This window comes from Yoonia sp. R2331 (assembly GCF_041103235.1).
In the GTDB taxonomy this organism is placed as follows: Bacteria; Pseudomonadota; Alphaproteobacteria; order Rhodobacterales; family Rhodobacteraceae; genus CANMYO01.
In genome coordinates, this window is record NZ_JBGCUN010000001.1 from 2,742,990 (window position 1) to 2,763,598 (window position 20,609).

Genomic DNA, 20,609 nt, shown 5'->3' on the forward strand with positions numbered 1-20,609 from the left:
CCCCGAACCACGGACATACCGATGAACTCTTCACCCCGGATGAACGAAACAGAGGTCCTGCGCATCAAGCTAGAGGTTTTGCGCCGTGAACACCGCGACCTTGATGACGCCATCGCGGCCCTGCAGGACCGCGGCACGGGCGATATGCTGACGCTCAAACGGCTCAAAAAACAGAAACTCGCGCTCAAAGACCGCATCGCCGGGATTGAGGATCGGCTGACCCCCGACATCATCGCGTGACGCGCTACACCAAAGGCTCTGATGTTGCGTTGCGGAATACTCACGCAACGGGACATTCTGCTGGCTTAGACAATTGCGCCTGACCAAACGCTGGCTATAGTGCCGCTTCCGCAACGCAGGGGGCAATCATGACCCAACCCACCGTCGGCATCATCATGGGCAGTCAGTCCGACTGGCCCACCATGAAAGAGGCCGCAGATCTGCTGGACGCCTTGGATGTCGCCTATGAAGCGCGCATAGTCTCGGCCCACCGCACCCCGGATCGGTTGTGGGACTACGGAAAAACGGCGGTGGACCGTGGGTTGCAAGTGATTATCGCGGGCGCCGGTGGGGCTGCGCATCTACCCGGCATGATGGCCTCCAAGACCCGCGTGCCAGTCATCGGTGTGCCTGTGCAGACGAAGGCGCTCTCGGGTGTCGACAGCCTCTATTCCATCCTGCAAATGCCGCGCGGCTTTCCCGTAGCTACCATGGCCATTGGTGCGGCAGGTGCGGCCAACGCGGGCCTGATGGCCGCAGGTATCCTCGCCCTTCAGGATGCCGAACTGGCGTCGCGGCTCGACAACTGGCGCAGCGATCTGTCCGCGTCCATCCCCGAGGCACCGCAATGACACCCCCCCTGACCACCGGCGCCACAATCGGTATTCTTGGCGGCGGCCAGTTGGGCCGCATGCTCTCGGTCGCAGCCAGCAGACTTGGCTTCAAGACCTGCATCTTCGAGCCCGGCGGCGACTGCCCCGCGAGCCATGTGGCAAACTATCATTTTCGCGCGAACTACGATGATCACGACGCCCTGCGTGCCTTTGCGCAATCCGTCGACGTCATCACCTATGAGTTCGAGAACATCCCCACAGGCGCCCTGGACCTCTTGGAAACACTGCGCCCGATTCATCCCGGACGTGCGGCCCTTGCCACATCTCAGGACCGCCTGACCGAAAAACGTTTCCTGCAGGACCTCGGCCTTGCAACCGCTCCTTTTGCCGACGTTCATGACTTGGCCAGTCTTGAAGCAGCCCTTGCCACCATTGGCACCCCTGGCATCCTCAAGACCCGTCGCATGGGCTATGACGGCAAGGGCCAGGCGCGGATCATGTCCTCCGCAGATGCCACCGCGGCGCTTGACGCCATGTCCGGTGCCCCAGCTATACTCGAGGGCTTCGTCGATTTCAGCCACGAGGTTTCGGTCATCGGCGCACGCGACGCAACCGGCGCAATCTCCTGCTTTGACCCGGGCGAAAATGTGCACAAACACGGTATCCTCGACACCACGACGGTGCCCGCCAACCTCACTGCCGCGCAACGCACCGATGCGGTGTTGATCGCCGCGAAAATCCTCAACGCACTCGACTATGTCGGCGTCATGGGGGTCGAGCTTTTTGTGACCCCAAAGGCGCTCATCGTGAACGAAATTGCGCCGCGTGTGCATAATTCCGGCCATTGGACGCAGAACGGCTGCGCCGTGGACCAGTTTGAACAGCACATGCGCGCCGTCGCAGGCTGGCCGCTGGGCGATGGCACACGGCACAGCAATGTGGTGATGGAGAACCTGATCGGCGACGACATCGCAGACATCACAAACATCGCCAAGACCGATGCCGCTATCCACCTTTATGGCAAGGCCGAAGCGAAGCCGGGCCGCAAGATGGGCCACGTCAACCGGGTCACAGGATCGGCCTGAGTCTTTCTTTTGAATGTAAATATGCAGGCGCTTGGCTGACCTGCCAGCACCACGCCCGGTCTTTTCGCGGCAGACCGGGACGGCGGGCGGGGCGCCTTGGCCGCACAGCGGACAACAGCGGCGCCCGACGGCTACTCGAGACCGAACAGCACATCCGTCACCGACAGATCGCGGTCAAATCGCCCAGTCTTCAAAAACGCGGCAACTTCAGCCATGACCAGCGGGTTATTCATCATAAAGGTATGCGTGACTGGCAATTCCAGAAAGTCAGTCATCCCTTCCAGCCGCGTACTCTCAACCGAGACCTTTCCGTCATCCGGCCCCTCGATCAAGGATGAATACACCGGGTTCAGGCTGCGATTGCCCGCAATGATTCCGACCTCATACCCCGGCATGTCCAGCTGATTGGGCACGCTGGAACTCTCAGTCCCCAACTGCAACCCCGCCGGGCCATTGACCCATTGGAACGGCTCCCAATCGCCAAATATATCTACCAACTCTGATCCGTTGTTGGGTGGACCCAACATCACCACACGGCCCATGCGGTCGGGGCGGTTATTGGTCAACCAGGCCCGCGCCAGAATACCACCCATTGAATGGGTCACAAAGTGCACCCGCTTGTCACCGCAAGCCGCCACATCCTGTGCCAAATTTTCCTCGACCAACTGCTGGATCGTGGATTCCGTTGACGGATACCCCTGATTGACAACGGTGTACCCCTCGGCCTCCAGAAAAAGCTGCATCGGCGTGAATGAAATCTCGGTCCGGGCTAGCCCGTGCAGCATCACCACACAGTCATCCGCCTGCTCCAGGGCATTGGCCCCTGGTGTGCAGCCTGCAAGGCCCAGCATGAGTACGGTCAAAAAACGCTTCATGCCTCTTAGTTAACACCGATCCGTGAAAAAGAAGTAGTCATGACATTCTGACCTTGCGTCGCGACACAACCATTCCCATGGTCTTCGCCATGACCCGCCCTATCCGCCTTGCCACACGCGCGCTCATCATGCGCCACAACCGATTGCTTCTGGTCAACGCATATCGGGGCAGCGGAGAGTTGTGGTGCGCGCCCGGCGGTGGTGCTGAGCCGCATCATAGCCTGCCAGACAACCTGATCCGCGAAGTCATGGAAGAAACCGGGCTGACCATCACCGTCGGCTCCGTCGCTTTGGTCAATGAATTTCACGACCCCGACGGCAGCTTTCATCAGGTCGACATCTATTTTCACTGCACGGTCACTGACGGGGACATCAGCGCCAGCCACGTCGATCCCGAAGGGGTGGTGAACCAACACCGCTGGGTCACCCGGTCTGAACTGTCCGCGCTGCGCGTGAAGCCCGACAGCCTTGCTGCGGTTGCATGGGGCGATCCTTCGGCACCACTCTACGATCCGCTTGAACCTATCGTGCGGCTGGCTGACCTTTGATCAGCGACAGCGCGATTCCACCCAGTACCAATCCGCCAGAAGCAGTGATTTTCAGGGTCAGCGGCTCCGCCAGAAAGACGATCCCGCCGAGCACCGCAATCACCGGCACCGAAAGCTGAATGATTGCCGCCAGCGTTGTCGGTAGCGCGGGCAAAACCCGATACCACAGCGCATATCCCAAGCCAGAGGTCACAGCACCGGCCACTATCGCCGTCACAACCCCCATCAGTGACCAGCCCGGCCCGGCCCAGATCAACCCGGGCAAGACCAGCGGTACACACAAGACAAAGTTGGCAGCCGTCCCCGACAAGGCATCCCGCTCGCTTTGACCCAAGAGCGTGTAAGCGGCCCATGCCGCCCCTGCCACTGCCATGCTGAACGCACCCGCAATCGGCACCTGCACGGTCCCCGCGGGCCACAGCAGCAAGACCAACCCGCCAAAGGCAACCCCCGCCCCGATCCAGCGCATCGCCGGCACACCCTGCCCGCGCCAGAGCGCGAAGCCAAACATGACCAATTGCACAACCGCAAACAGGATCAACGCGCCCAAACCCGCACCCAAAGTCAGATAGGCCCAGGAAAAACCCAGCATATAGATTGCCAGCGATGCCGCCCCGCCCCAGCGTGGCCATCCGCTAAGTTGCAATCCCCCGCGGCGCAAGCTGACAAGCACAAAAAGCGTCACCGCCCCGGCCAGCACCCGCACCACCGCAAAGCCCATCGGATCCATACCCAACTGCCCGACTCCCAAACGGTTCAAAACGGAATTGCCCGCAAAAGCGCACATTGTCAGGGTCACAAGAAGAAATAGCTTCATGCGTCATGCCTGCGGCAAAACCGCAAGCTGTGCAATCGGCAATCAGTCCACCAACGGCAGCGTGATCCCTGCGGCATAAGCGGCGGCGATCGCACTGTCTTCGGCCACGTCGCGTTCTGAGGCCCGTGGCGCAATGATGTCCAGGGCTGCGTCAAATTGGGTGTCGTTGATTTTTGCGAATGTCATTGGTTCGTCCTCCTGCAATCAGGATGACAAATCACGCATCACTTTTGGCGGTGTCGTTTCCGATGCGATATCAGGCAGAAAGCGACGGGAAATAGTCCTCGCAACCACCTTCGCGATAGACGTCCGCCGTGCAGCAATGCAGCCCCCCGCCAAAGGCATAGGCATCCCGCAGCTCGACCGGAACAACTTCCATTCCCAGCTTGTCCATCTGTTCCATCTGATAGACCTCGGAAGCCTCAACGCAAACCGTCTTGGGGTCCAGCACCAGCACATTCATCGACAACCAGGTCGAGGAATAGCACAGCGGCGGGGGCGTGTTATGCGCAGGCTGTGCTGCGTCCACGATCTCCCAATCGTTGTCACTGAACATTGCGCGCTGATCATCAGGCAACCGGCGCTGGGGGTTGTTCAGGATCAAACCGGGCCGCAGTGGGGTAAAGGTCGCGTCGATGTGGATCGGATAGGGGTCACCGGGGAAGTTCACCGTATGCACACGGTGGTCGGGGTAATGCCGCCGCAACCAATCGATCCCGCGCAAATTGGTCGTGAACCCGTGCTGCACCACCAGATCGCGACCAAACCGCAGCACGTCGGCGGCATCAAAAAGCGGCTCTTCCTCGGTTGTGACAAAGAACTTCTCTGCCGCCCACTCCAGCCGCTTTTGCACGCCGATTTTGTCCGACAGATAGTCGGGATGATAATCGGCATCCGTCAGGCGTGGCTTGGGGGCTGCTTCGTGGCGAAAGTTGGGGTCTTCTTCCCAATACCGCTGCATCAGGGGCCGGTAGTTGAGGTATTCAAACCAGCGGCAGCGATAAGACATCGTTGCCTCAAGGATTTCTGAACCAACCGTCAACAGCACGTCGCGCGGCGGCATACAGCCAAACTGGCTGTCAGTGTGGAAATCGGGCGTGGTGACCGGCTTGGAATGGTCGATACTGTCTGGACGATCCACCCTGATCCCACGCTTGCGTAGCAGGTCGGCAAAGTTGTCCAACAGTTCATTCGCGCGGTCGATGGTTTCCTGCGGGCGACGGCCCCACTGGCCGCGCATATCGCTGTCCTCGGGCACCTTGGCGTCAAGCGCCGGTTCTTCGGGCGGGATATGACAATCATCGGCCCGCCCCACGATCACATGGCGCAGCGGGTCCCACTCGTTCCACGAATTGACGACGGTCTTTGCCATGCGGCTTCCTCCCAAAAAACCAACGGGCGATTGGTACGGCCAGCCATGCAGTGACACAAGCCCGAATCGAGAGGCCAGAAACGCGCAGGGCGGCCCCTTTCAGGACCGCCCCACTTATCACCGATAGTAAACGCGCCTTAGTCGGCAGAAACCATCTTACGGGCGTAGGCCGGAATGTCGGCATAGGTGATGCCGATACGTTCCAATTCTACCGCCGACATTTGGCTCAACACGGATTCCATCCGTGCAACCTGCATCGCCAGCAAAGCGCGCGACAGGGTTGCGCGCAGGCCTGCAAAGCTCCAGCCCCGGTTCATTTCTTCGAGTGTATGCGTCGCAAGATATGCCATGTCATACGTCCTTTCTGTGGTGGCGATGGGAGGATCGCCTTTAAATCTGCCACAAACATATGGGGCAATGCTGCACCTGCACAATGAACAGTCCAGCAAGCCCGCTATGCAAAAAGGGAATGGTTTCGCAGGGTTAACTGGTCAAAACGCACGAAAAAGGGGCGGCTCCCTTTGGAACCGCCCCCAATTTTGATCGGCTAAGTGATTAGCCTGCGACCTGATTACATCATGCCGCCCATGCCGCCCATGTCGGGCATGCCGCCAGCGGGTGCAGCACCCTCTTTGGCAGGCTTGTCAGCAACCATGGCTTCGGTAGTGATCAGCAGACCAGCCACAGATGCGGCGTCCTGCAGGGCAGTACGCACAACTTTGGCCGGGTCAATCACGCCGAACTTGAACATGTCGCCATATTCTTCGGTCTGCGCGTTGAAACCAAATGCCTTGTCGTTGCTTTCGCGAATTTTACCAGCCACGACAGAGCCGTCGACGCCAGAGTTTTCTGCGATCTGACGCAGCGGGGCTTCGATCGCCTTGCGGATGATCGAGATGCCAACGTCCTGGTCAGAGTTTGCACCCTTCAGACCGTCAAGCGCCTTGGCACCTTGGACCAGTGCAACGCCGCCGCCCACTACAACACCTTCCTGCACAGCAGCACGGGTTGCGTTCAGGGCGTCATCAACGCGGTCTTTGCGCTCTTTGACTTCCACTTCGGACATGCCGCCGACGCGGATGACAGCAACACCGCCAGCCAGCTTGGCCACACGTTCTTGCAGCTTCTCACGGTCGTAGTCGCTTGTTGTCTCTTCGATCTGACCACGGATCTGGCTGACACGTGCTTCGATCTCAGCCTTGTCGCCAGCGCCGTCAACGATGGTGGTTTCGTCCTTGGTGATCGCAACGCGCTTGGCAGAACCCAGCATGTCGATGGTCACGGACTCAAGCTTCATGCCCAGATCTTCGGAGATCACCTGACCACCGGTCAGGATCGCAATGTCCTGCAGCATGGCTTTACGACGGTCACCAAAGCCCGGCGCCTTGACGGCCGCGATTTTCAGACCACCGCGCAGCTTGTTGACCACGAGGGTCGCCAGCGCTTCGCCTTCGACGTCTTCTGCGATGATCAGCAGGGGCTTGCCGGACTGAATGACAGACTCAAGCAGCGGCACCATTGGCTGCAGCGAAGACAGCTTCTTCTCGTGCAGCAGGATGATCGCGTCTTCCAGCTCTGTTGTCATCTTTTCAGTGTTGGTCACGAAGTAGGGGCTCAGGTAGCCGCGGTCGAACTGCATGCCTTCGACAACATCGGTCTCTGTTTCCAGACCTTTGTTCTCTTCGACGGTGATGACGCCTTCGTTGCCGACCTTTTGCATCGCGTCAGCGATCTGGCGGCCGATTTCCTCTTCGCCATTGGCAGAGATGGTGCCGACTTGCGCGACTTCTGCGCTGTCTGAAACCGGGCGCGATGCGGATTTGATTGCTTCAACAACCTTGGCGGTTGCCAGGTCGATGCCGCGCTTGAGGTCCATCGGGTTCATGCCCGCTGCAACCGACTTCATGCCTTCGCGCACGATGGCCTGGGCCAGCACAGTCGCTGTGGTCGTGCCGTCACCAGCTTCGTCGTTTGTGCGCGATGCAACTTCCTTGACCATCTGCGCGCCCATGTTCTCGAACTTGTCCTCAAGCTCGATCTCTTTGGCGACAGACACACCGTCCTTGGTGATACGCGGTGCGCCGAACGACTTGTCCAGAACAACGTTACGACCCTTGGGGCCGAGGGTAACCTTCACCGCGTTTGCCAGCGTGTTGACGCCGTTCAGCATGCGGTTGCGGGCATCGGTGTCAAATTTGACGTCTTTAGCAGCCATTGATTAGCTCCTTGAATTTGAATTTCGTTGGGATTGGACGAACCGGGCTTACATGATGCCCAGAATGTCGCTTTCCTTCATGATCAACAGGTCTTCGCCGTCGATCTTGACTTCGGTGCCGGACCACTTGCCAAACAGGACCTTGTCGCCTGCTTTGACATCCATTGGGATCAGCTCTCCGCTGTCCTTGCGGGCACCGGCGCCACAAGACACGATTTCGCCCTCTGCAGGCTTTTCCTTGGCGCTGTCAGGAATGATCAGACCGCCAGAGGTCTTTTCGTCGCTTTCGATGCGGCGGACCAGAACACGGTCGTGAAGTGGTGTGAATGCCATCTTTTGAACTTCCCTTGGTTCAGTTTCAACTCCCGTTAGCACTCAACCCAGTCGAGTGATAACGGGAGGTAATTAGGGATCGTCGCCTTGGCTGTCAACACGCGCCGCGCTGCAATTTGCACGAATCTGTGGATCAGCTCATTCGCCCCTACATGAACATTGTTCAATTTCATGTTGACTTGCGCAGCGGTGGCTTCTAAATGTTTTGAACATTGTTCATGAATGAGGTTCAATTATGTATCGCACTTTCGTATCGCTGACCGTATTGGGGCTGGCCACCGCATGTGTGGCCCCCAGCACCCACCATTCGGGCGCTGCCGTGAACCATAGCGCTGCTGCCAGCGCCCATAGTGCTGCGGCGGGTGTTACCGGTGTCTCCTCTGTTGCCGCCGTGCCGCTGATCGCCAGTGGTTCGGGAATGGTCGTGTCCGGGGCTGCCCTTGCCGAAAGCGGTAGCGCTGCGGTTCAGACCGGCCAAGCCCTTGCAACGCACACGCCCGCTGTCGCCCACGACGGCCCGCCTACCCTGAACTGAAAGGGCCAATAGATGTCACGTATCCTGTCACTGGTTTGCGCCGCTTGCGTCGCGATCTTCCCCATGGCCACCCACGCGGGCAGCAGTAACGCCAGCCAATCGGTCCTGCCCGCCGCAGATGTCGCGGCCTTTTCAGATCAAGTGCAGCAGGATCTGGCTGCGCGCGGTGTGCAGGTGGCAATTGTCGCGCGCATGGGGCGCGATCCGGACACGCTTCCTGATGGCATCACCTATACCCACCTTGGGTTTTGGGTCTACTCCACGATCAGCACCGCAGATGGCAGCACCGGCACGGGTTACCGTGTCTTCAACCTCTATCAGCGCAACGGCGACCGAACCACCAGCGATCTGGTGCAGGACAGTCCCGCCGATTTCTTCGCCGGGGCCAAGCGTCTTGACGCAGGCATCATTATCCCCGACCCCAGATTGCAGCGCCGACTTTTGTCCGTCATCCAAAGCCCGACATATGCCGCACTCCACAATCCGCGTTATTCCGTGCTTGCCAACCCGGCCAACGACCAATTCCAGAACTGCACCGAACACACGCTGAATGTCCTGATGGCCGCCCTTTATGACACGTCGAACAAGGCGCGGATCAAGGCCAATATCGCCGCGCACTTCACCGCGCAACCTATTGAGATCGACGGGTTGCAGCGCGCGCTGGCCCCTACCCTCAGTCAGGCACTGACCACGGCCGATCACGGCGAACAGGTTGCCACCGCAACCTTCGGGTCGGTTGCCCGCTTTATGGCACAGCATGGATTGGCCCTGCAGACCTACCGCATCACGCCCGGTGGTGCCGTCAGGTACTAGGCCAGCGGCAAAGATGTCGCACAAAATCAATCTTGCCGGAAAAACTGCTTGGTCCACACGCAGTCAACGGGTTATTTGAACCCACTGACACCGCGAATCGTCGCTAAGGAGAATGCAATGCACCCAATGGAGCCAAATACCACCTGCTGGTAGCGCCCCTGCATTGCTGTGCGCGCTGACCAAGCCGCACACCACCCTTTCCAAATCTGCACGACATTCGAGGACCTTGTCCCATGCATCCGCCGTTTATGTTTACCGACCACAAGGTCGACCCTGACTTTCATACGCCAAAGCAGCGCGTCAAACGCACGCGGCCTGCGCGGCTTGATCTATCGCCCGCGCCAGGCTGGCCACCGGTGCCACTTGTGGTGCCAACTGCGCTGCCTTCGTCCCCGACAGGTGTGCCATTTGCTCCCGGTTTCCGCCTTCAGGTTGTCCCGCCGCCACGCGCCACGTGGCGCGACTGGTTTGGCCGGTTCCTCATCCGGGTCGGGCAACGTATGATCCTGCAAAACCGTCCGGGCTGATCCCTGCCCGGACGGCCCAACAGGAGAATGTGATGTACCGCTTTCTGGCAGCCATGATGGTCGCACTCTGGCCGCTGCAGGTCGCCGCTTTGTGCGAAGGCACCGACTATGTGGAAGCACTCTCAGCTGCGGAACGTGCCGGGATTGACGCGGTTGTCGCCGACACACCTTTTGCAACCGGCCTTGTCTGGCAGGCCACGCGGGATGACAAGACGCTGCATGTCATTGGCACGATGCATATTTTCGACCCGCGCCTTGGCCCAATTGTCTTGCGGACCGCACCTCTGGTCGAAGCCGCTGATCTTTTGCTCGTCGAAGCTGGCCCCGAGGAAGAGACGCAGATGACCTCTGCCATGCAACGCGATCCGGGGCTGATTTTCATCACTGATGGCCCCACCCTGCCCGAACAGTTGCCCGAAGAAGCCTGGCAATCACTGGCCGATGCCGCCAACGCCCGTCAAATCCCGGCATTCATGGCCGCAAAGATGCAGCCCTGGTATCTCGCGCAGGCGCTCGCAATTCCAGCCTGCACTATGCCCGATCTCGCCTCTGGCGCACGCGGCTTGGATCATATGCTGATCGACGTGGCACTGGATGCGAACGTCCCCATTGCCGCGGTCGAGGATTGGGACACGCTCTTCACCATCATGCGCGAAGGCAGCACCGAAGAGCAGCTGGAAATGCTACAAATGGGCCTCGTCCCGCCAGAGGTTCAAACCTCTCTCTTTGTCTCCATGCTCAACAGCTACTTTGCCGAAGACGTCGTCACCATCTGGGAAGCTTCGCGGCTCTCGACCAAGGATATTCCCGCGATGGATCCCGCCCGCGCTGACGCGCTTTTTGCAGATGCTGAACAAAAGATTCTGCTGGACCGCAATCTGGCATGGATACCCCGGATTATGACTGCAACCGCTGCACATGACCGGGTCGTTGTCGCCGTGGGCGCGGCCCACCTGCCGGGGGAACAGGGCGTGCTGAACCTGCTGCAATCTGACGGCTGGACGCTGACTCGCTTGCGCGCTCGCTAGACGTCCGACCAGTCAGCCAACCCTTTCTCGCCTGCTTTGGTCAGGCCATAGACGCCCGTTTTGATACGCTTGAACCAGCCATAGTGATCGTCTGCCATAATCCGCGTGGCTTGTGGCACTTCGGTCCAGTCTTTGACGACCGACCCTTTTGAGGGGCCATGCACCGCCAGAAACCGCGCGCATTTCAGCGCGTCCTGCCGATACCCCGTCACCAACCCGTGGCGCGTGGCCCCGCCTGCATTGGGATCACCCTCTAGTCGGTCAAAGGCATTGCGTAACCGCGTGGCCTTTTTCTTTGACTTTCGCGCCGCATAGGGCCCCGGTTCGGCCAACACCTCGACAAATCCGTCCCGCGTTCGCACGGTCATCACCCCAAGGCCTGCACGCCGCGCCAGCTTAACGTTAGCTTTCAACGCCTTGGGCTGGCCACCTGCCGGCACCGCCAGATAGACCAGATCGGTCACCCCCAGCCGCTCAATCCCCTGATGGAACAGCGCCAGCGAAAACCCCAGCTTCAGTTCCACCACCAACAACGCATCGCCCCGGCAACCCACCACATCCGCCGCACCAACCTCTCCCTTCACGCTCCATCCCGCTCGGGTCAGATAGGCCTTGATCGGTGGATATAGATCCGCCTCTTTCACCGTGGTTTTGCTCATCCCGATGGTTGCCCCACACGACTTTTGAGACGATAGTCTGTTAACTTTTGCTCTCGAAGGACAGTGACAACCATGCGCGAACTTGCCAAGGCCCTGATGTGCGCCGCAATGCTCGCCGGGTGCAGTTCCAGCACACCGCCCACACCCATTGCAGCATCTGGCTTTGCGCAATCAGGTGATGAGGTGGCGGCCCGGATCACGTTCAACGTCCCGCAAACCAGCGCATTTGTGTTGCAGGACGAAAAGGGCGCGCTGATCAACCAGGACGTCAGTTTGCGCATCAACGCCCAAGGCCGCCCGATGGTGGTGATCGATGGCCAACGATTTGTGCTGAATTCCGAAGGAAACGGCATCTATTCCACCACCGAAAATGACACCAACGTGTTGTGGCTGCGTATCTCTCAAACCGACCCCAACGCGGTCGAGCTGATCTATCTGTCCTTCGCAACCGAAGACAGCTTTAACGCAGGCTATGTGCCGTTTGGTTTTGACACAAACCCGACCACCGTTGCGGCTGAAACCGGGTCAGCCGTCTATACTGGCCCTGCCTCCTTGTCGTTGCGGCAAGTTATCGACGGGCGGCTGGCGTCGGGGTTCTCCAACGGGACTGCACGGATCACAGCCGATTTTGACGGTGGTGCGGTCAATGGTTCAATCCGCTTTGACGACCCCGCCGACCGACCGATCGAAGTTGCAGATGTGACCTTGCAACTTGAAGGCACCGCGATCCGCGGCAATACGTTTTCCGGCAGCGTCTCGGTCGCCGCCGGATCCTTTGGGGACGGCAATACCTTGTCGTCCGGCACCTACGATGGCCGGTTCTTTGGCGCCGACGTCGGCGCGGTCGGCGGGACGGTGACCGGGACCGTTGTGACAGGCGACCCGGACCGCCCCATCCTGTTACAGGGCGGATTTATCGGCGAACAATAGCCCCGCCTCGCACAAACGAGACGGGGCATTCCGACTATCTTCCACCTAATCGACCGGGGAAACGCGGTGGGCGCTTTGTCACCCTTTGCTGGCGCAGGTTGGGCGTCCGGTCCGTTGCCGGACGGGCGCTTGGCCGTGTGCGGCGGTCTGCGTCGCGGGTTGCGGGTGGGGTTGCCGCCTTGCGCGGCTTTGGTGTCTTACGGGGCATCTGAAACCTCCATCTGATCGTGATCAGGGCCTGCGCGCACGCAGGCGATGGCGCGCCCTCTACTGAGGCGTCAGCGATGCTGGTCCATGATGGAATACTCCTCTGATGTGGAAAGTGATTGCGCATCTTGCGCCTTCAGGAACGGATCAATTCAAACCGTCATGTCCACTGTCAGAGCCCTCCTGTCTTGAGGCCTGACAGTTAGCACAAGCCACCCGCCCCGGTCAAACCTGCCATGGCGCTAGTGGGGGGTGACAGTGCACAAGCGCCACCCTATAACGCCCGCGATTTGACGCCGCTGATGAAAGGCACGACCCCATGACAACGCTCATTTTCGGCCACAAGGCCCCCGACACCGACAGCACCGGATCGCCGCTGATCTGGGAATGGTTCCTGACCCATCAAGGCGTCGACGCCAAAGCCGCACTGCTGGGCACGCCAAACACAGAAGCGGCCTTTGTGGCACAGCACTGGGGCTTCGATCTGCCCGCCGTGATTGACGACGTGGCCGATGATCAGCCCTGCATCATCGTGGACACCAACAACCCCGCCGAGCTGCCCGCCAACATCAACGGCGCAGATGTGCAGGCGATCATCGACCACCACAAGCTGGTCGGCGGGCTGGAAACCAAAGGCCCGATTGACATCACCGTGCGCCCACTGGCTTGTACGGCTACGATCATGCACCAACTGATGGGCGACCACGCGGCTCACATGCCCGAAGGCATCAAGGGCCTGATGCTGTCGTGCATTCTGTCCGACACGTTGGCATTCCGCTCGCCCACCACAACCGACACCGACAAGTCGCTGGCGCAGGCGCTCGCCTCTGATCTGGGTCTTGATCTGGACGCTTATGCCTCTGAGATGTTCGAGGCAAAATCCGACGTCAGCGCATTCTCTGACGCAGAGCTTTTGCGGATGGACAGTAAGGAATACGCCGTCGGCGAAACCAAATTCCGCGTCTCGGTGCTGGAAACCACTGCACCCAAAATCATACTCGACCGCAAAGCCTCGATCATGGACAGCATGCCCGGCGTCGCCGCCGAAGACGGCGTGGACCAGGTGCTGCTGTTCGTGGTCGATATCCTGAACGAAGAAGCCACAATGCTGATCCCCAACGACCTGACCAAAACCGTGGCCGAAGCCTCTTTTGGTGCGTCCGTCAGCGGTGACACCGTAGTCCTGCCTGGCGTGATGAGCCGGAAGAAACAGATTATTCCGAACCTCAAAGTCTGAACATACCCCAACGTTTCCGACAGCGGCGCATCCACCCGGGTGCGCCGTTTGCATTTGGGGGGGGCAAGACCTTTCAAAGGTCTTGGCAAAATCCTTTCAAAGGATTTTGGGGCGCGTCGCGGTGGCATCAATAGATCTTTTTTCAGATACCGTGTGGTGCGTGAATTGTCGCTTGGCTACAGGGTTCCGCCCTCGGGCCAATTTCTCCAGTGATTATTTGCGGACTCTTCCGTCGAATACAGCTCAGGTGCATTGCTCTCGAGAACACGCGCGAGCTGTTGAAAAGTTGTAGTCTGGCTCGGAAATTGCCCGTTGATTAGGTCTGGGTGATGCCACTCATTTAAGAGCATGATTTGTTTCATTTCAGGAAGAACGCTCACCCGACGCTCGGTATTGACTGCCAGTATTGCTTCACGATGATGATATGCGAGGTAGCGGCAAAGCTCAAATACTGTGGGCTGTTCTTCTTTCAAAACAACGCCCGTCGTAGCGTAGGCGCTCGATTGCGGAATTTTCAAAGACGTGCCCCGCAAGACAATCTCGCCTTGCTCCGATACGATTTCCGGGTTGTCCTTGTCTATCCAATCATCATTTGAGATCGGCCAGAAGTTCCTCATGTCCCAGTATGGGTTGTACTCCAAATAGTGATTGTAGGCTTCATCGGATGCGTAGTCTGACGGTTTGTCCCTATCGCTAGGTTTGCTGGAGATGGTAACAATCGCCAGATCTGGGTGACCTGCGCGCGGCGAAAAGCCGAAAATCTCGAAGACAATCGCCCAGTGTTCGTCAGACCGGAAAAGAGACATTCGAGAGGCTGCGAGATAGACATACCCATTGTCCAGCATCGGGAACATGAATGCTTCGGCAGACCGGTCCAACACACCAAGGATCGCTTTGGCATCAAGAGGATTTGGTTTGCGCTTTCGAAAAAACTTGAACATGAACAAACCTTGAGTCTCAATTTGCGTGAAGGCAAGGCGCTTGTGATCTATCTGAAGTGAAGAGTTCAGCTCCGATGACGGATTCATACACTTAAGGCGCAGCCAAGAACGGTCCTCTTGCTTTGCATTCGAAAGCGGGCATCTAATGGGGAAAGCGCGCCATTAAGTGCCGAACAACTGATCGCGCATCCTCGTCAGTTGTGCCATCGCCTGTTGAACGCTGCCACTTTGCGAAATCTCCCCCACGCACCCTTCCCTTTTGCCACGCCCGCCCGCATACCGGCAGCAAGAACGGAGTGACCATGACCCAGATCATCCAGAACTTTGCTCAGATTTCTGAACAATACGACGCGGCCTTTGTCGACCTCTGGGGCTGTATGCACAATGGCGTTGCCGCCATGCCCGATGCGGTGGCCGCCATGCAAGCCTATCGCGCGGCGGGTGGCAAGGTGGTGCTGGTCACCAACTCACCCCGCCCGTGGGACAGTGTCGCAACCCAGATCAAGGGGCTTGGTGTGCCGGATGATGCCTGGGACGCCATTGCCACTTCGGGCGACAGCGCGCGCGCGGCGATGTTTCAGGGGGCCGTGGGCGAAAAGATCTGGTTCATGGGCGAAAGCCCCCGCGACGACGACTTTTTCAAACCGCTCAAGATCATCACCAACCCCGTTTCCATCACTAAGGTCCCGCTGGATCAGGCCCAGGGCATCGTTTGCTGCGGCCCATTCGACCCAATGGCCGACCCCGATGTGAACCGCGCCGACTTCCTGCGCGCCCGCGAAATGGGGTTGCCGCTTCTGTGCGCCAACCCTGACATCGTCGTCGACCGAGGCGAGGTGCGCGAATGGTGCGCCGGCGCGCTTGCAGCGCTTTACACTGAAATGGGCGGGCAAAGCCTCTACTTCGGCAAGCCGCATCCCCCGATCTACGATCTGGCGCGGCGGCGGCTCGCGGCCCTCGATGGCGCACCACATGACCCCCGGATCATCTGCATCGGCGATGGCATTGGCACCGATATCCTTGGCGCCCAGCAGGAAGACCTCGATTCGCTCTTTATCTCCGGCGGCCTCGCCGCAGCAGAGACCCAGACAATGGAACAGCCCGATCCCGCCGCCCTGACCGCCTTTCTGACGGCGCAAATGACCGCGACTACCTATACAATCGGCTTTCTGCGCTAAATTTCCCTGACCAATTCACATGCAAGGGCCGTGCACATCGCGCGGCCCTTTTTGCTTGACTTTCTGCGGCCGCAAAGTAATTAAGTTTCAACTTTACCTTGCTATTTGCACTTTAATTACCGGACGGAGGACATGATGTTGGACAACGCCCCACGCGGCACCATCGTGATCGAAGATATCGAAATCGGCATGATGCGGTCCCTGACCAAGGTTGTCACCGACCGGGATATCGAACTGTTTGCCGAGGTGTCGACCGATCGGAACCCTGTCCATCTCGATGACGATTATGCCCGCGACACGATCTTTGGCGGCCGCATCGCGCACGGCATGCTCACCGCCGGTCTGGTCTCTGCTGTCATCGGTGAACAGCTGCCCGGCCACGGCACCGTCTACCTTGGGCAATCGCTGAAGTTTCTCGCCCCTGTCCGCCCTGGTGATCTGGTCACGGCAGAGGTTGAGGTGACCGCAATCGATTATGCCAAGCGGCGCGTGACGATGGAAACCCGGTGTCTGGTCGATGGCAAAAAGGTTCTGGCGGGCGAGGCGAACGTACTGGCCCCGTCTGCGAAATTCGACTGAACCGGCAGCAGCTTACGCCCATCGCTTGCACACCACCCAGCACCGCGCTAGCAAACGCCATGCGCATCATTCGTGACACCCTCTATCTTGACCCCGCCGACCGCGGCGCTGCTGCGGCCATCGGTAACTTTGACGGGGTGCATCTGGGCCATCAGACGGTGATCGACATCACCCGCGACGCTGCCCGCCGCGCAAAGGCCCCGCTGGGTGTCATGACGTTCGAGCCGCACCCGCGCAGCTTTTTTGGCCGCTCCGATACGCCCTTCCGGCTGATGAACGCCGAAGCGCGCGCCAACCGTCTGGACAAGCTTGGCGTCGAAAAGCTGTACGAGGTTCCGTTTAACGCCGCCCTCTCCGCGCTGAGCCCGGTCGAATTTGCGCAACAGATCATCGTTGACCGCCTGGGCCTGACCCATGTGGTGGTGGGCGCAGACTTCTGCTTTGGCAAGGACCGCGCAGGCGACGTCGCCGCGCTAAAACAATTCGGCGCTGATATGGGCTTTGGCGTCACCATCGCCGACATGGTTGATCTTGGCGATACACCGATCAGCTCCACCGCGATCCGCACCGCCCTGTCAGAGGGCCGCCCACGGGACGCCGCCAAAATGCTTGGCCATTGGCACCGGATCGAGGGCGAGGTGGTGCGCGGTGACCAGCGCGGCCGCGACCTTGGCTTTCCCACTGCCAACATGACCATGACCGACCTACATCTGCCCCACTTTGGCGTTTATGCCGTCACCGTGGACGTGCTGACCGGCCCTCATGCGGGCCGTTATGACGGTGCCGCCTCAATCGGAACCCGCCCGACCTTTGGCGAAAACGAAGCCAACTGTGAAACGTTTCTTTTTGATTTCAAAGGCGATCTTTACGGCACGCACCTTTCCGTCGCACTCGTCGAGTACCTCCGGCCAGAGCTCAAGTTCACCACCGTTCCGGCCCTGATCGACCAGATGGACAAGGACTGCGCCTTGGCCCGCAAGATCCTCGCTGATGTCTGACGGTGTCCCCCGCAACGGCCTGCGCGACAGGTTCTGGGAAAACACCCCGATGGACAAGCTGTCCCAGCCCGAATGGGAAGCGCTCTGCGATGGCTGCGGCAAATGCTGCCTCAACAAGCTTGAAGACGAAGACGGCACGGTCGATCTGACCCGCATCGCCTGCCGTTTGCTCGACGATTCCACCTGCCTGTGCAGCCAATACCCGATCCGGCACCAATTTGTGCCCGAATGCATCGTGCTGACACCCAAAACCATCGACGACAATATGTATTGGTTGCCCAAAACCTGCGCCTATCGCCTGGTCGCACTGGGCCGGCCGCTTTACGACTGGCACCCGCTTGTCTCTGGCGATCCCGACAGCGTGCACCGCGCCGGTGTCTCTGTCAAAGGCATGACCGTGCCCGAACACGAGGTCGATGAAGACGACTGGGACGACTACATTTTTCAGGAGCCGACATAGATGTTCTTTGCCTCAGACAACGCAGGTCCAGCCCATCCATCCGTGGTGACCGCCCTGACAAACGCCAACCAAGGCTATGCGATGGGCTATGGCGGGGATGCGATCACCGATGATGTCCGCGACAGCCTGCGCAGAATCTTCGAAGCTCCACAGGCCATGGTTCACCTTGCCGCCACCGGCACTGCCGCCAACGTGCTGATCCTTGGCACCATGGCCAACCCGTGGGACACGATCTTTTGCACCCCCGAAAGCCATATCAACTGTGACGAATGCAACGCGCCGGAATTCTACACAGGGGCCAAGCTGACCTTAGTGGGCGCGCAAGACGCCAAGATGACCCCCGCTACCCTGCGCGCCGCGATCGAGGCAGAGGGTAATCGCGGCGTTCACGGCCCACAGCGCGGGCCGGTGTCTCTGACCCAAGTGACGGAACGCGGGACACTCTACACGCTCGATGAAATCCGCGCCCTGACCGATGTCGCCCGAGAATTCGGCCTGCAAACCCACATGGACGGTGCCCGTTTCGCCAATGCGCTGGTCACTCTTGGCTGCACACCGGCAGAGATGACGTGGAAGGCAGGCATCGACGCCGTCAGCTTCGGCGGCACCAAAAACGGTCTGATCGGGGCCGAAGCCTGCATTTTCTTTGATCCCGCGAAAGAAAGAGAGTTCGAGCTGCGGCGCAAACGCGGCGCGCATCTATTTTCAAAGCATCGCTATCTGGCTGCGCAGATGCAGGCCTATCTGACAGATGACTTGTGGCTTGATCTCGCGGCCCGCGCAAACGCTAGCAGCAACCGCCTGCGCGCAGGTCTTGCGGGCCACAACGCGGTCCGCGTGCTTTATGCACCCAAAGCCAACATGACTTTCTTTGAGGCCCCGCGCCGCCTGCACCAACACCTGCTGGGGTCTGGTGCCGTCTACTATGTCGAAGACGGTGACGTGGCGACCGGCGACGTGGGCGGCATCCTGACCGGGCGGCTGGTCACCGATTGGTCCATGGCTGACGACAGCGTTGATGCCTTTCTGGCACTGCTGCACGGCTAATCCGGCATCACGGCAGCAACGGCACTTGCGTGGGTCAGCGGCACCATATGGCCCGCGCCTGCAATGACATGCTCGCGGGCCTGTGGCAGCCGTGCCGCCAGTGCGGCATGAATTGCCCCGACCACTGGCCGTGTCTCGCGTCCCCGTACCAAGGTGACGGGAATATCCAGCGCCTCTAAGCGACCGGCATCCAACAGGCCTGCATTGTCCTCTGCAATCGCAGGGTCCGCCAACGTGATCAGGTGAATGCGCTTTGCCAAATGCGCCTTGACCCGTTCCGGCAGGTCAGGCCAGTCACCCTCGCCCCAGATGCCGCGAAACATTTCAGCCGCCCGCATCCTCTCACCGGCCTGCACGGCTGCAGTGAACGGCGCGAATTCGGCTTCGTGGGCGGCATGTTCCCGGGTCCCGCGTGCCGCTGCAAACAGCACCGGCTCGATCAACGTCAGCGCCCGCACCCGTCCGGGGTTTTCCAGCGCAACGCGCAAGGCCACGGTGCCGCCAAAGGAATGCCCGACAAGATGCACAGGCGCATCCGGCAACAGTTTCGTCGCAATGTCTGTTGTTGCCGCATGAAAATCTGCGCCTTTCGTCCAATCCGCACTTTGCCCATGTCCTGGCAGATCAAACAGGCGTGCCGACCGCTTGCGCGCCCGCACCAACGGCAACAGGGACGTGTGCCGCGCCAACGAGCAATGGATCATCAGGTCCGATACCGGGCCCTCGCCCTCCTGCGCGACCCAGACATCGGCTCCCGCGACGCGGGTCAGCACTTAGACTTTTCCGGCTAGATGCGCCTCCAGATCGGCGATCCGGTCTTCGCCCCAGAACCGCTCGCCACTGTCGCAGATAAAGAACGGCGCGCCAAATGCGCCCGCGTTTATCGCTTCTTCCAGATTGGCCGCATAGGTTTCCGCCCCCTGCAACATGCCAGAGGTCGCAAGGCCTCCATCGAACCCGGCGGCTTCCAGACAGGCGACAATCACCTCGTCCTGACTGATGTCCTTTTCCTCGGCCCAGCAGGCGCGTGTCAGCCCCGCAACCAATGCCGCCAGATCGCCACCGCCTGCGTTTTGCGCCGCAATGATCGCATAGGACGACGGGGCCGGGTTGGTCGGCCAGAACGCAGGTTTCAGGTTCAGCGGCATCCCGATCAGTGCCGCCCGGCGGCGCATGTCCTGCAACCTGTATTCCTGTCGGTTAGGGTGCCGATCCTTGGGCGGTGTGCCTCCGGTCCGTGAAAACAGCCCCATGATATCCAGCGGCTTGTAAGTGATCGTGGCCCCTTGTGCGGCCGCGACCTCAGCCGGGCGGGTGCCCGACAGGTATGTGAACGGACTGATCGTTGCAAAGTAGTAATCGACGTGCGCCATTTGGCCTCCCAAGGGTCTG

26 protein-coding genes are annotated in these 20,609 nt (G+C 59.8%); 15 read left to right on the top strand and 11 right to left on the bottom strand.

The features are described from left to right. Positions 1 to 21: 21 nt before the first annotated feature. The 3 genes from AB3Y40_RS14090 to AB3Y40_RS14100 all read left to right on the top strand — a co-directional run bounded on the left by AB3Y40_RS14090 (position 22) and on the right by AB3Y40_RS14100 (position 1,918). Positions 22 to 240: a YdcH family protein gene (locus tag AB3Y40_RS14090; protein ID WP_369439419.1), complete on the top strand. Its 219-nt coding sequence runs from the start codon at positions 22 to 24 to the stop codon at positions 238 to 240. Positions 241 to 368: 128 nt separating this feature from the next. After that, positions 369 to 851, top strand: a complete 483-nt coding sequence (purE, locus tag AB3Y40_RS14095; RefSeq protein WP_369439420.1) for a 5-(carboxyamino)imidazole ribonucleotide mutase — start codon at positions 369 to 371, stop codon at positions 849 to 851. Continuing rightward, complete coding sequence (locus AB3Y40_RS14100; protein ID WP_369439421.1) at positions 848 to 1,918, top strand: 5-(carboxyamino)imidazole ribonucleotide synthase; 1,071 nt, start codon at positions 848 to 850, stop codon at positions 1,916 to 1,918. The genes purE and AB3Y40_RS14100 overlap by 4 nt, the downstream gene beginning before the upstream one ends. Positions 1,919 to 2,049: 131 nt before the next feature. Here AB3Y40_RS14100 and AB3Y40_RS14105 read toward each other — a convergent pair whose 3' ends face one another. Then, a complete protein-coding gene (locus tag AB3Y40_RS14105; protein ID WP_459553984.1) occupies positions 2,050 to 2,793 on the bottom strand; it encodes an alpha/beta fold hydrolase in 744 nt (247 codons plus the stop codon). An 89-nt stretch (positions 2,794 to 2,882) separates the two neighbouring features. On the opposite strand from AB3Y40_RS14105, the gene AB3Y40_RS14110 reads away from it, so the two are divergent. Then, positions 2,883 to 3,341, top strand: coding sequence for an NUDIX domain-containing protein (locus AB3Y40_RS14110; RefSeq protein ID WP_369439422.1), 459 nt, complete (start codon positions 2,883 to 2,885; stop codon positions 3,339 to 3,341). On the opposite strand, the gene AB3Y40_RS14115 is transcribed toward AB3Y40_RS14110, so the two are convergent. The 6 genes from AB3Y40_RS14115 to AB3Y40_RS14140 form a co-directional block, all read right to left on the bottom strand. Next, positions 3,316 to 4,158, bottom strand: a complete 843-nt coding sequence (locus tag AB3Y40_RS14115) for a DMT family transporter (RefSeq protein ID WP_369439423.1) — start codon at positions 4,156 to 4,158, stop codon at positions 3,316 to 3,318. The genes AB3Y40_RS14110 and AB3Y40_RS14115 overlap by 26 nt on opposite strands. Before the next feature lie 42 nt (positions 4,159 to 4,200). Continuing rightward, positions 4,201 to 4,344: a hypothetical protein gene (locus AB3Y40_RS14120; protein ID WP_369439424.1), complete on the bottom strand. Its 144-nt coding sequence runs from the start codon at positions 4,342 to 4,344 to the stop codon at positions 4,201 to 4,203. A 70-nt stretch (positions 4,345 to 4,414) separates the two neighbouring features. Next, on the bottom strand, positions 4,415 to 5,530 hold the full coding sequence (locus tag AB3Y40_RS14125) for a serine/threonine protein kinase (protein ID WP_369439425.1): 1,116 nt from the start codon (positions 5,528 to 5,530) through the stop codon (positions 4,415 to 4,417). A gap of 137 nt (positions 5,531 to 5,667) precedes the next feature. Beyond that, complete coding sequence (locus tag AB3Y40_RS14130; protein WP_369439426.1) at positions 5,668 to 5,880, bottom strand: hypothetical protein; 213 nt, start codon at positions 5,878 to 5,880, stop codon at positions 5,668 to 5,670. Between the two features lie 221 nt (positions 5,881 to 6,101). Then, a complete protein-coding gene (gene groL / locus AB3Y40_RS14135; protein ID WP_369439427.1) occupies positions 6,102 to 7,745 on the bottom strand; it encodes a chaperonin GroEL in 1,644 nt (547 codons plus the stop codon). Between the two features lie 48 nt (positions 7,746 to 7,793). Continuing rightward, entirely contained in the window at positions 7,794 to 8,078 is a 285-nt protein-coding gene (locus tag AB3Y40_RS14140) for a co-chaperone GroES (protein WP_369439428.1), read from the bottom strand. Between the two features lie 235 nt (positions 8,079 to 8,313). Between AB3Y40_RS14140 and AB3Y40_RS14145 the strand changes: the two genes are divergently transcribed. From AB3Y40_RS14145 to AB3Y40_RS14160, 4 genes are all read left to right on the top strand, one after another. Beyond that, the gene (locus tag AB3Y40_RS14145) at positions 8,314 to 8,613 is read left to right on the top strand and encodes a hypothetical protein (protein ID WP_369439429.1); all 300 of its coding nucleotides are present in this window, start codon (positions 8,314 to 8,316) and stop codon (positions 8,611 to 8,613) included. Between the two features lie 12 nt (positions 8,614 to 8,625). After that, entirely contained in the window at positions 8,626 to 9,426 is an 801-nt protein-coding gene (locus AB3Y40_RS14150; protein ID WP_369439430.1) for a DUF2145 domain-containing protein, read from the top strand. A gap of 233 nt (positions 9,427 to 9,659) precedes the next feature. Continuing rightward, on the top strand, positions 9,660 to 9,953 hold the full coding sequence (locus AB3Y40_RS14155; protein WP_369439431.1) for a hypothetical protein: 294 nt from the start codon (positions 9,660 to 9,662) through the stop codon (positions 9,951 to 9,953). Between the two features lie 32 nt (positions 9,954 to 9,985). Continuing rightward, complete coding sequence (locus AB3Y40_RS14160) at positions 9,986 to 10,981, top strand: TraB/GumN family protein (RefSeq protein WP_369439432.1); 996 nt, start codon at positions 9,986 to 9,988, stop codon at positions 10,979 to 10,981. Here the strand turns inward: AB3Y40_RS14160 and AB3Y40_RS14165 are convergent. Continuing rightward, positions 10,978 to 11,640, bottom strand: coding sequence for a DUF2161 domain-containing phosphodiesterase (locus AB3Y40_RS14165; RefSeq protein WP_369439433.1), 663 nt, complete (start codon positions 11,638 to 11,640; stop codon positions 10,978 to 10,980). The two genes, AB3Y40_RS14160 and AB3Y40_RS14165, sit on opposite strands and share 4 nt — an antisense overlap. A gap of 72 nt (positions 11,641 to 11,712) precedes the next feature. Here AB3Y40_RS14165 and AB3Y40_RS14170 point away from each other — a divergent pair, with 72 nt between their 5' ends. Then, positions 11,713 to 12,570, top strand: a complete 858-nt coding sequence (locus AB3Y40_RS14170; RefSeq protein WP_369439434.1) for a transferrin-binding protein-like solute binding protein — start codon at positions 11,713 to 11,715, stop codon at positions 12,568 to 12,570. A gap of 526 nt (positions 12,571 to 13,096) precedes the next feature. Beyond that, a complete protein-coding gene (locus AB3Y40_RS14175; RefSeq protein WP_369439435.1) occupies positions 13,097 to 14,014 on the top strand; it encodes a manganese-dependent inorganic pyrophosphatase in 918 nt (305 codons plus the stop codon). Between the two features lie 176 nt (positions 14,015 to 14,190). Here AB3Y40_RS14175 and AB3Y40_RS14180 read toward each other — a convergent pair whose 3' ends face one another. Further along, positions 14,191 to 14,955 carry a DUF7003 family protein gene (locus AB3Y40_RS14180; protein WP_369439436.1) on the bottom strand — a complete coding sequence of 255 codons (765 nt, stop codon included), beginning with the start codon at positions 14,953 to 14,955 and terminating at the stop codon, positions 14,191 to 14,193. 302 nt (positions 14,956 to 15,257) lie between these two features. Here AB3Y40_RS14180 and AB3Y40_RS14185 point away from each other — a divergent pair, with 302 nt between their 5' ends. The 5 genes from AB3Y40_RS14185 to AB3Y40_RS14205 all read left to right on the top strand — a co-directional run bounded on the left by AB3Y40_RS14185 (position 15,258) and on the right by AB3Y40_RS14205 (position 19,217). Continuing rightward, positions 15,258 to 16,133, top strand: a complete 876-nt coding sequence (locus AB3Y40_RS14185; protein ID WP_369439437.1) for a TIGR01459 family HAD-type hydrolase — start codon at positions 15,258 to 15,260, stop codon at positions 16,131 to 16,133. 135 nt (positions 16,134 to 16,268) lie between these two features. Further along, positions 16,269 to 16,712, top strand: coding sequence for a MaoC family dehydratase (locus AB3Y40_RS14190; RefSeq protein ID WP_369439438.1), 444 nt, complete (start codon positions 16,269 to 16,271; stop codon positions 16,710 to 16,712). 59 nt (positions 16,713 to 16,771) lie between these two features. Further along, complete coding sequence (locus tag AB3Y40_RS14195) at positions 16,772 to 17,710, top strand: bifunctional riboflavin kinase/FAD synthetase (RefSeq protein ID WP_369439439.1); 939 nt, start codon at positions 16,772 to 16,774, stop codon at positions 17,708 to 17,710. Further along, positions 17,703 to 18,170 carry a YcgN family cysteine cluster protein gene (locus tag AB3Y40_RS14200; protein ID WP_369439440.1) on the top strand — a complete coding sequence of 156 codons (468 nt, stop codon included), beginning with the start codon at positions 17,703 to 17,705 and terminating at the stop codon, positions 18,168 to 18,170. The genes AB3Y40_RS14195 and AB3Y40_RS14200 overlap by 8 nt, the downstream gene beginning before the upstream one ends. Then, positions 18,171 to 19,217 carry a threonine aldolase family protein gene (locus AB3Y40_RS14205; RefSeq protein ID WP_369439441.1) on the top strand — a complete coding sequence of 349 codons (1,047 nt, stop codon included), beginning with the start codon at positions 18,171 to 18,173 and terminating at the stop codon, positions 19,215 to 19,217. Here the strand turns inward: AB3Y40_RS14205 and AB3Y40_RS14210 are convergent. Both AB3Y40_RS14210 and AB3Y40_RS14215 read right to left on the bottom strand, forming a co-directional pair. Beyond that, complete coding sequence (locus AB3Y40_RS14210) at positions 19,214 to 19,990, bottom strand: alpha/beta fold hydrolase (protein ID WP_369439442.1); 777 nt, start codon at positions 19,988 to 19,990, stop codon at positions 19,214 to 19,216. The genes AB3Y40_RS14205 and AB3Y40_RS14210 overlap by 4 nt on opposite strands. After that, positions 19,991 to 20,590 (bottom strand): 2-hydroxychromene-2-carboxylate isomerase, encoded by a 600-nt coding sequence (locus tag AB3Y40_RS14215; RefSeq protein ID WP_369439443.1) that lies wholly within the window; start codon positions 20,588 to 20,590, stop codon positions 19,991 to 19,993. Positions 20,591 to 20,609: the final 19 nt, after the last annotated feature.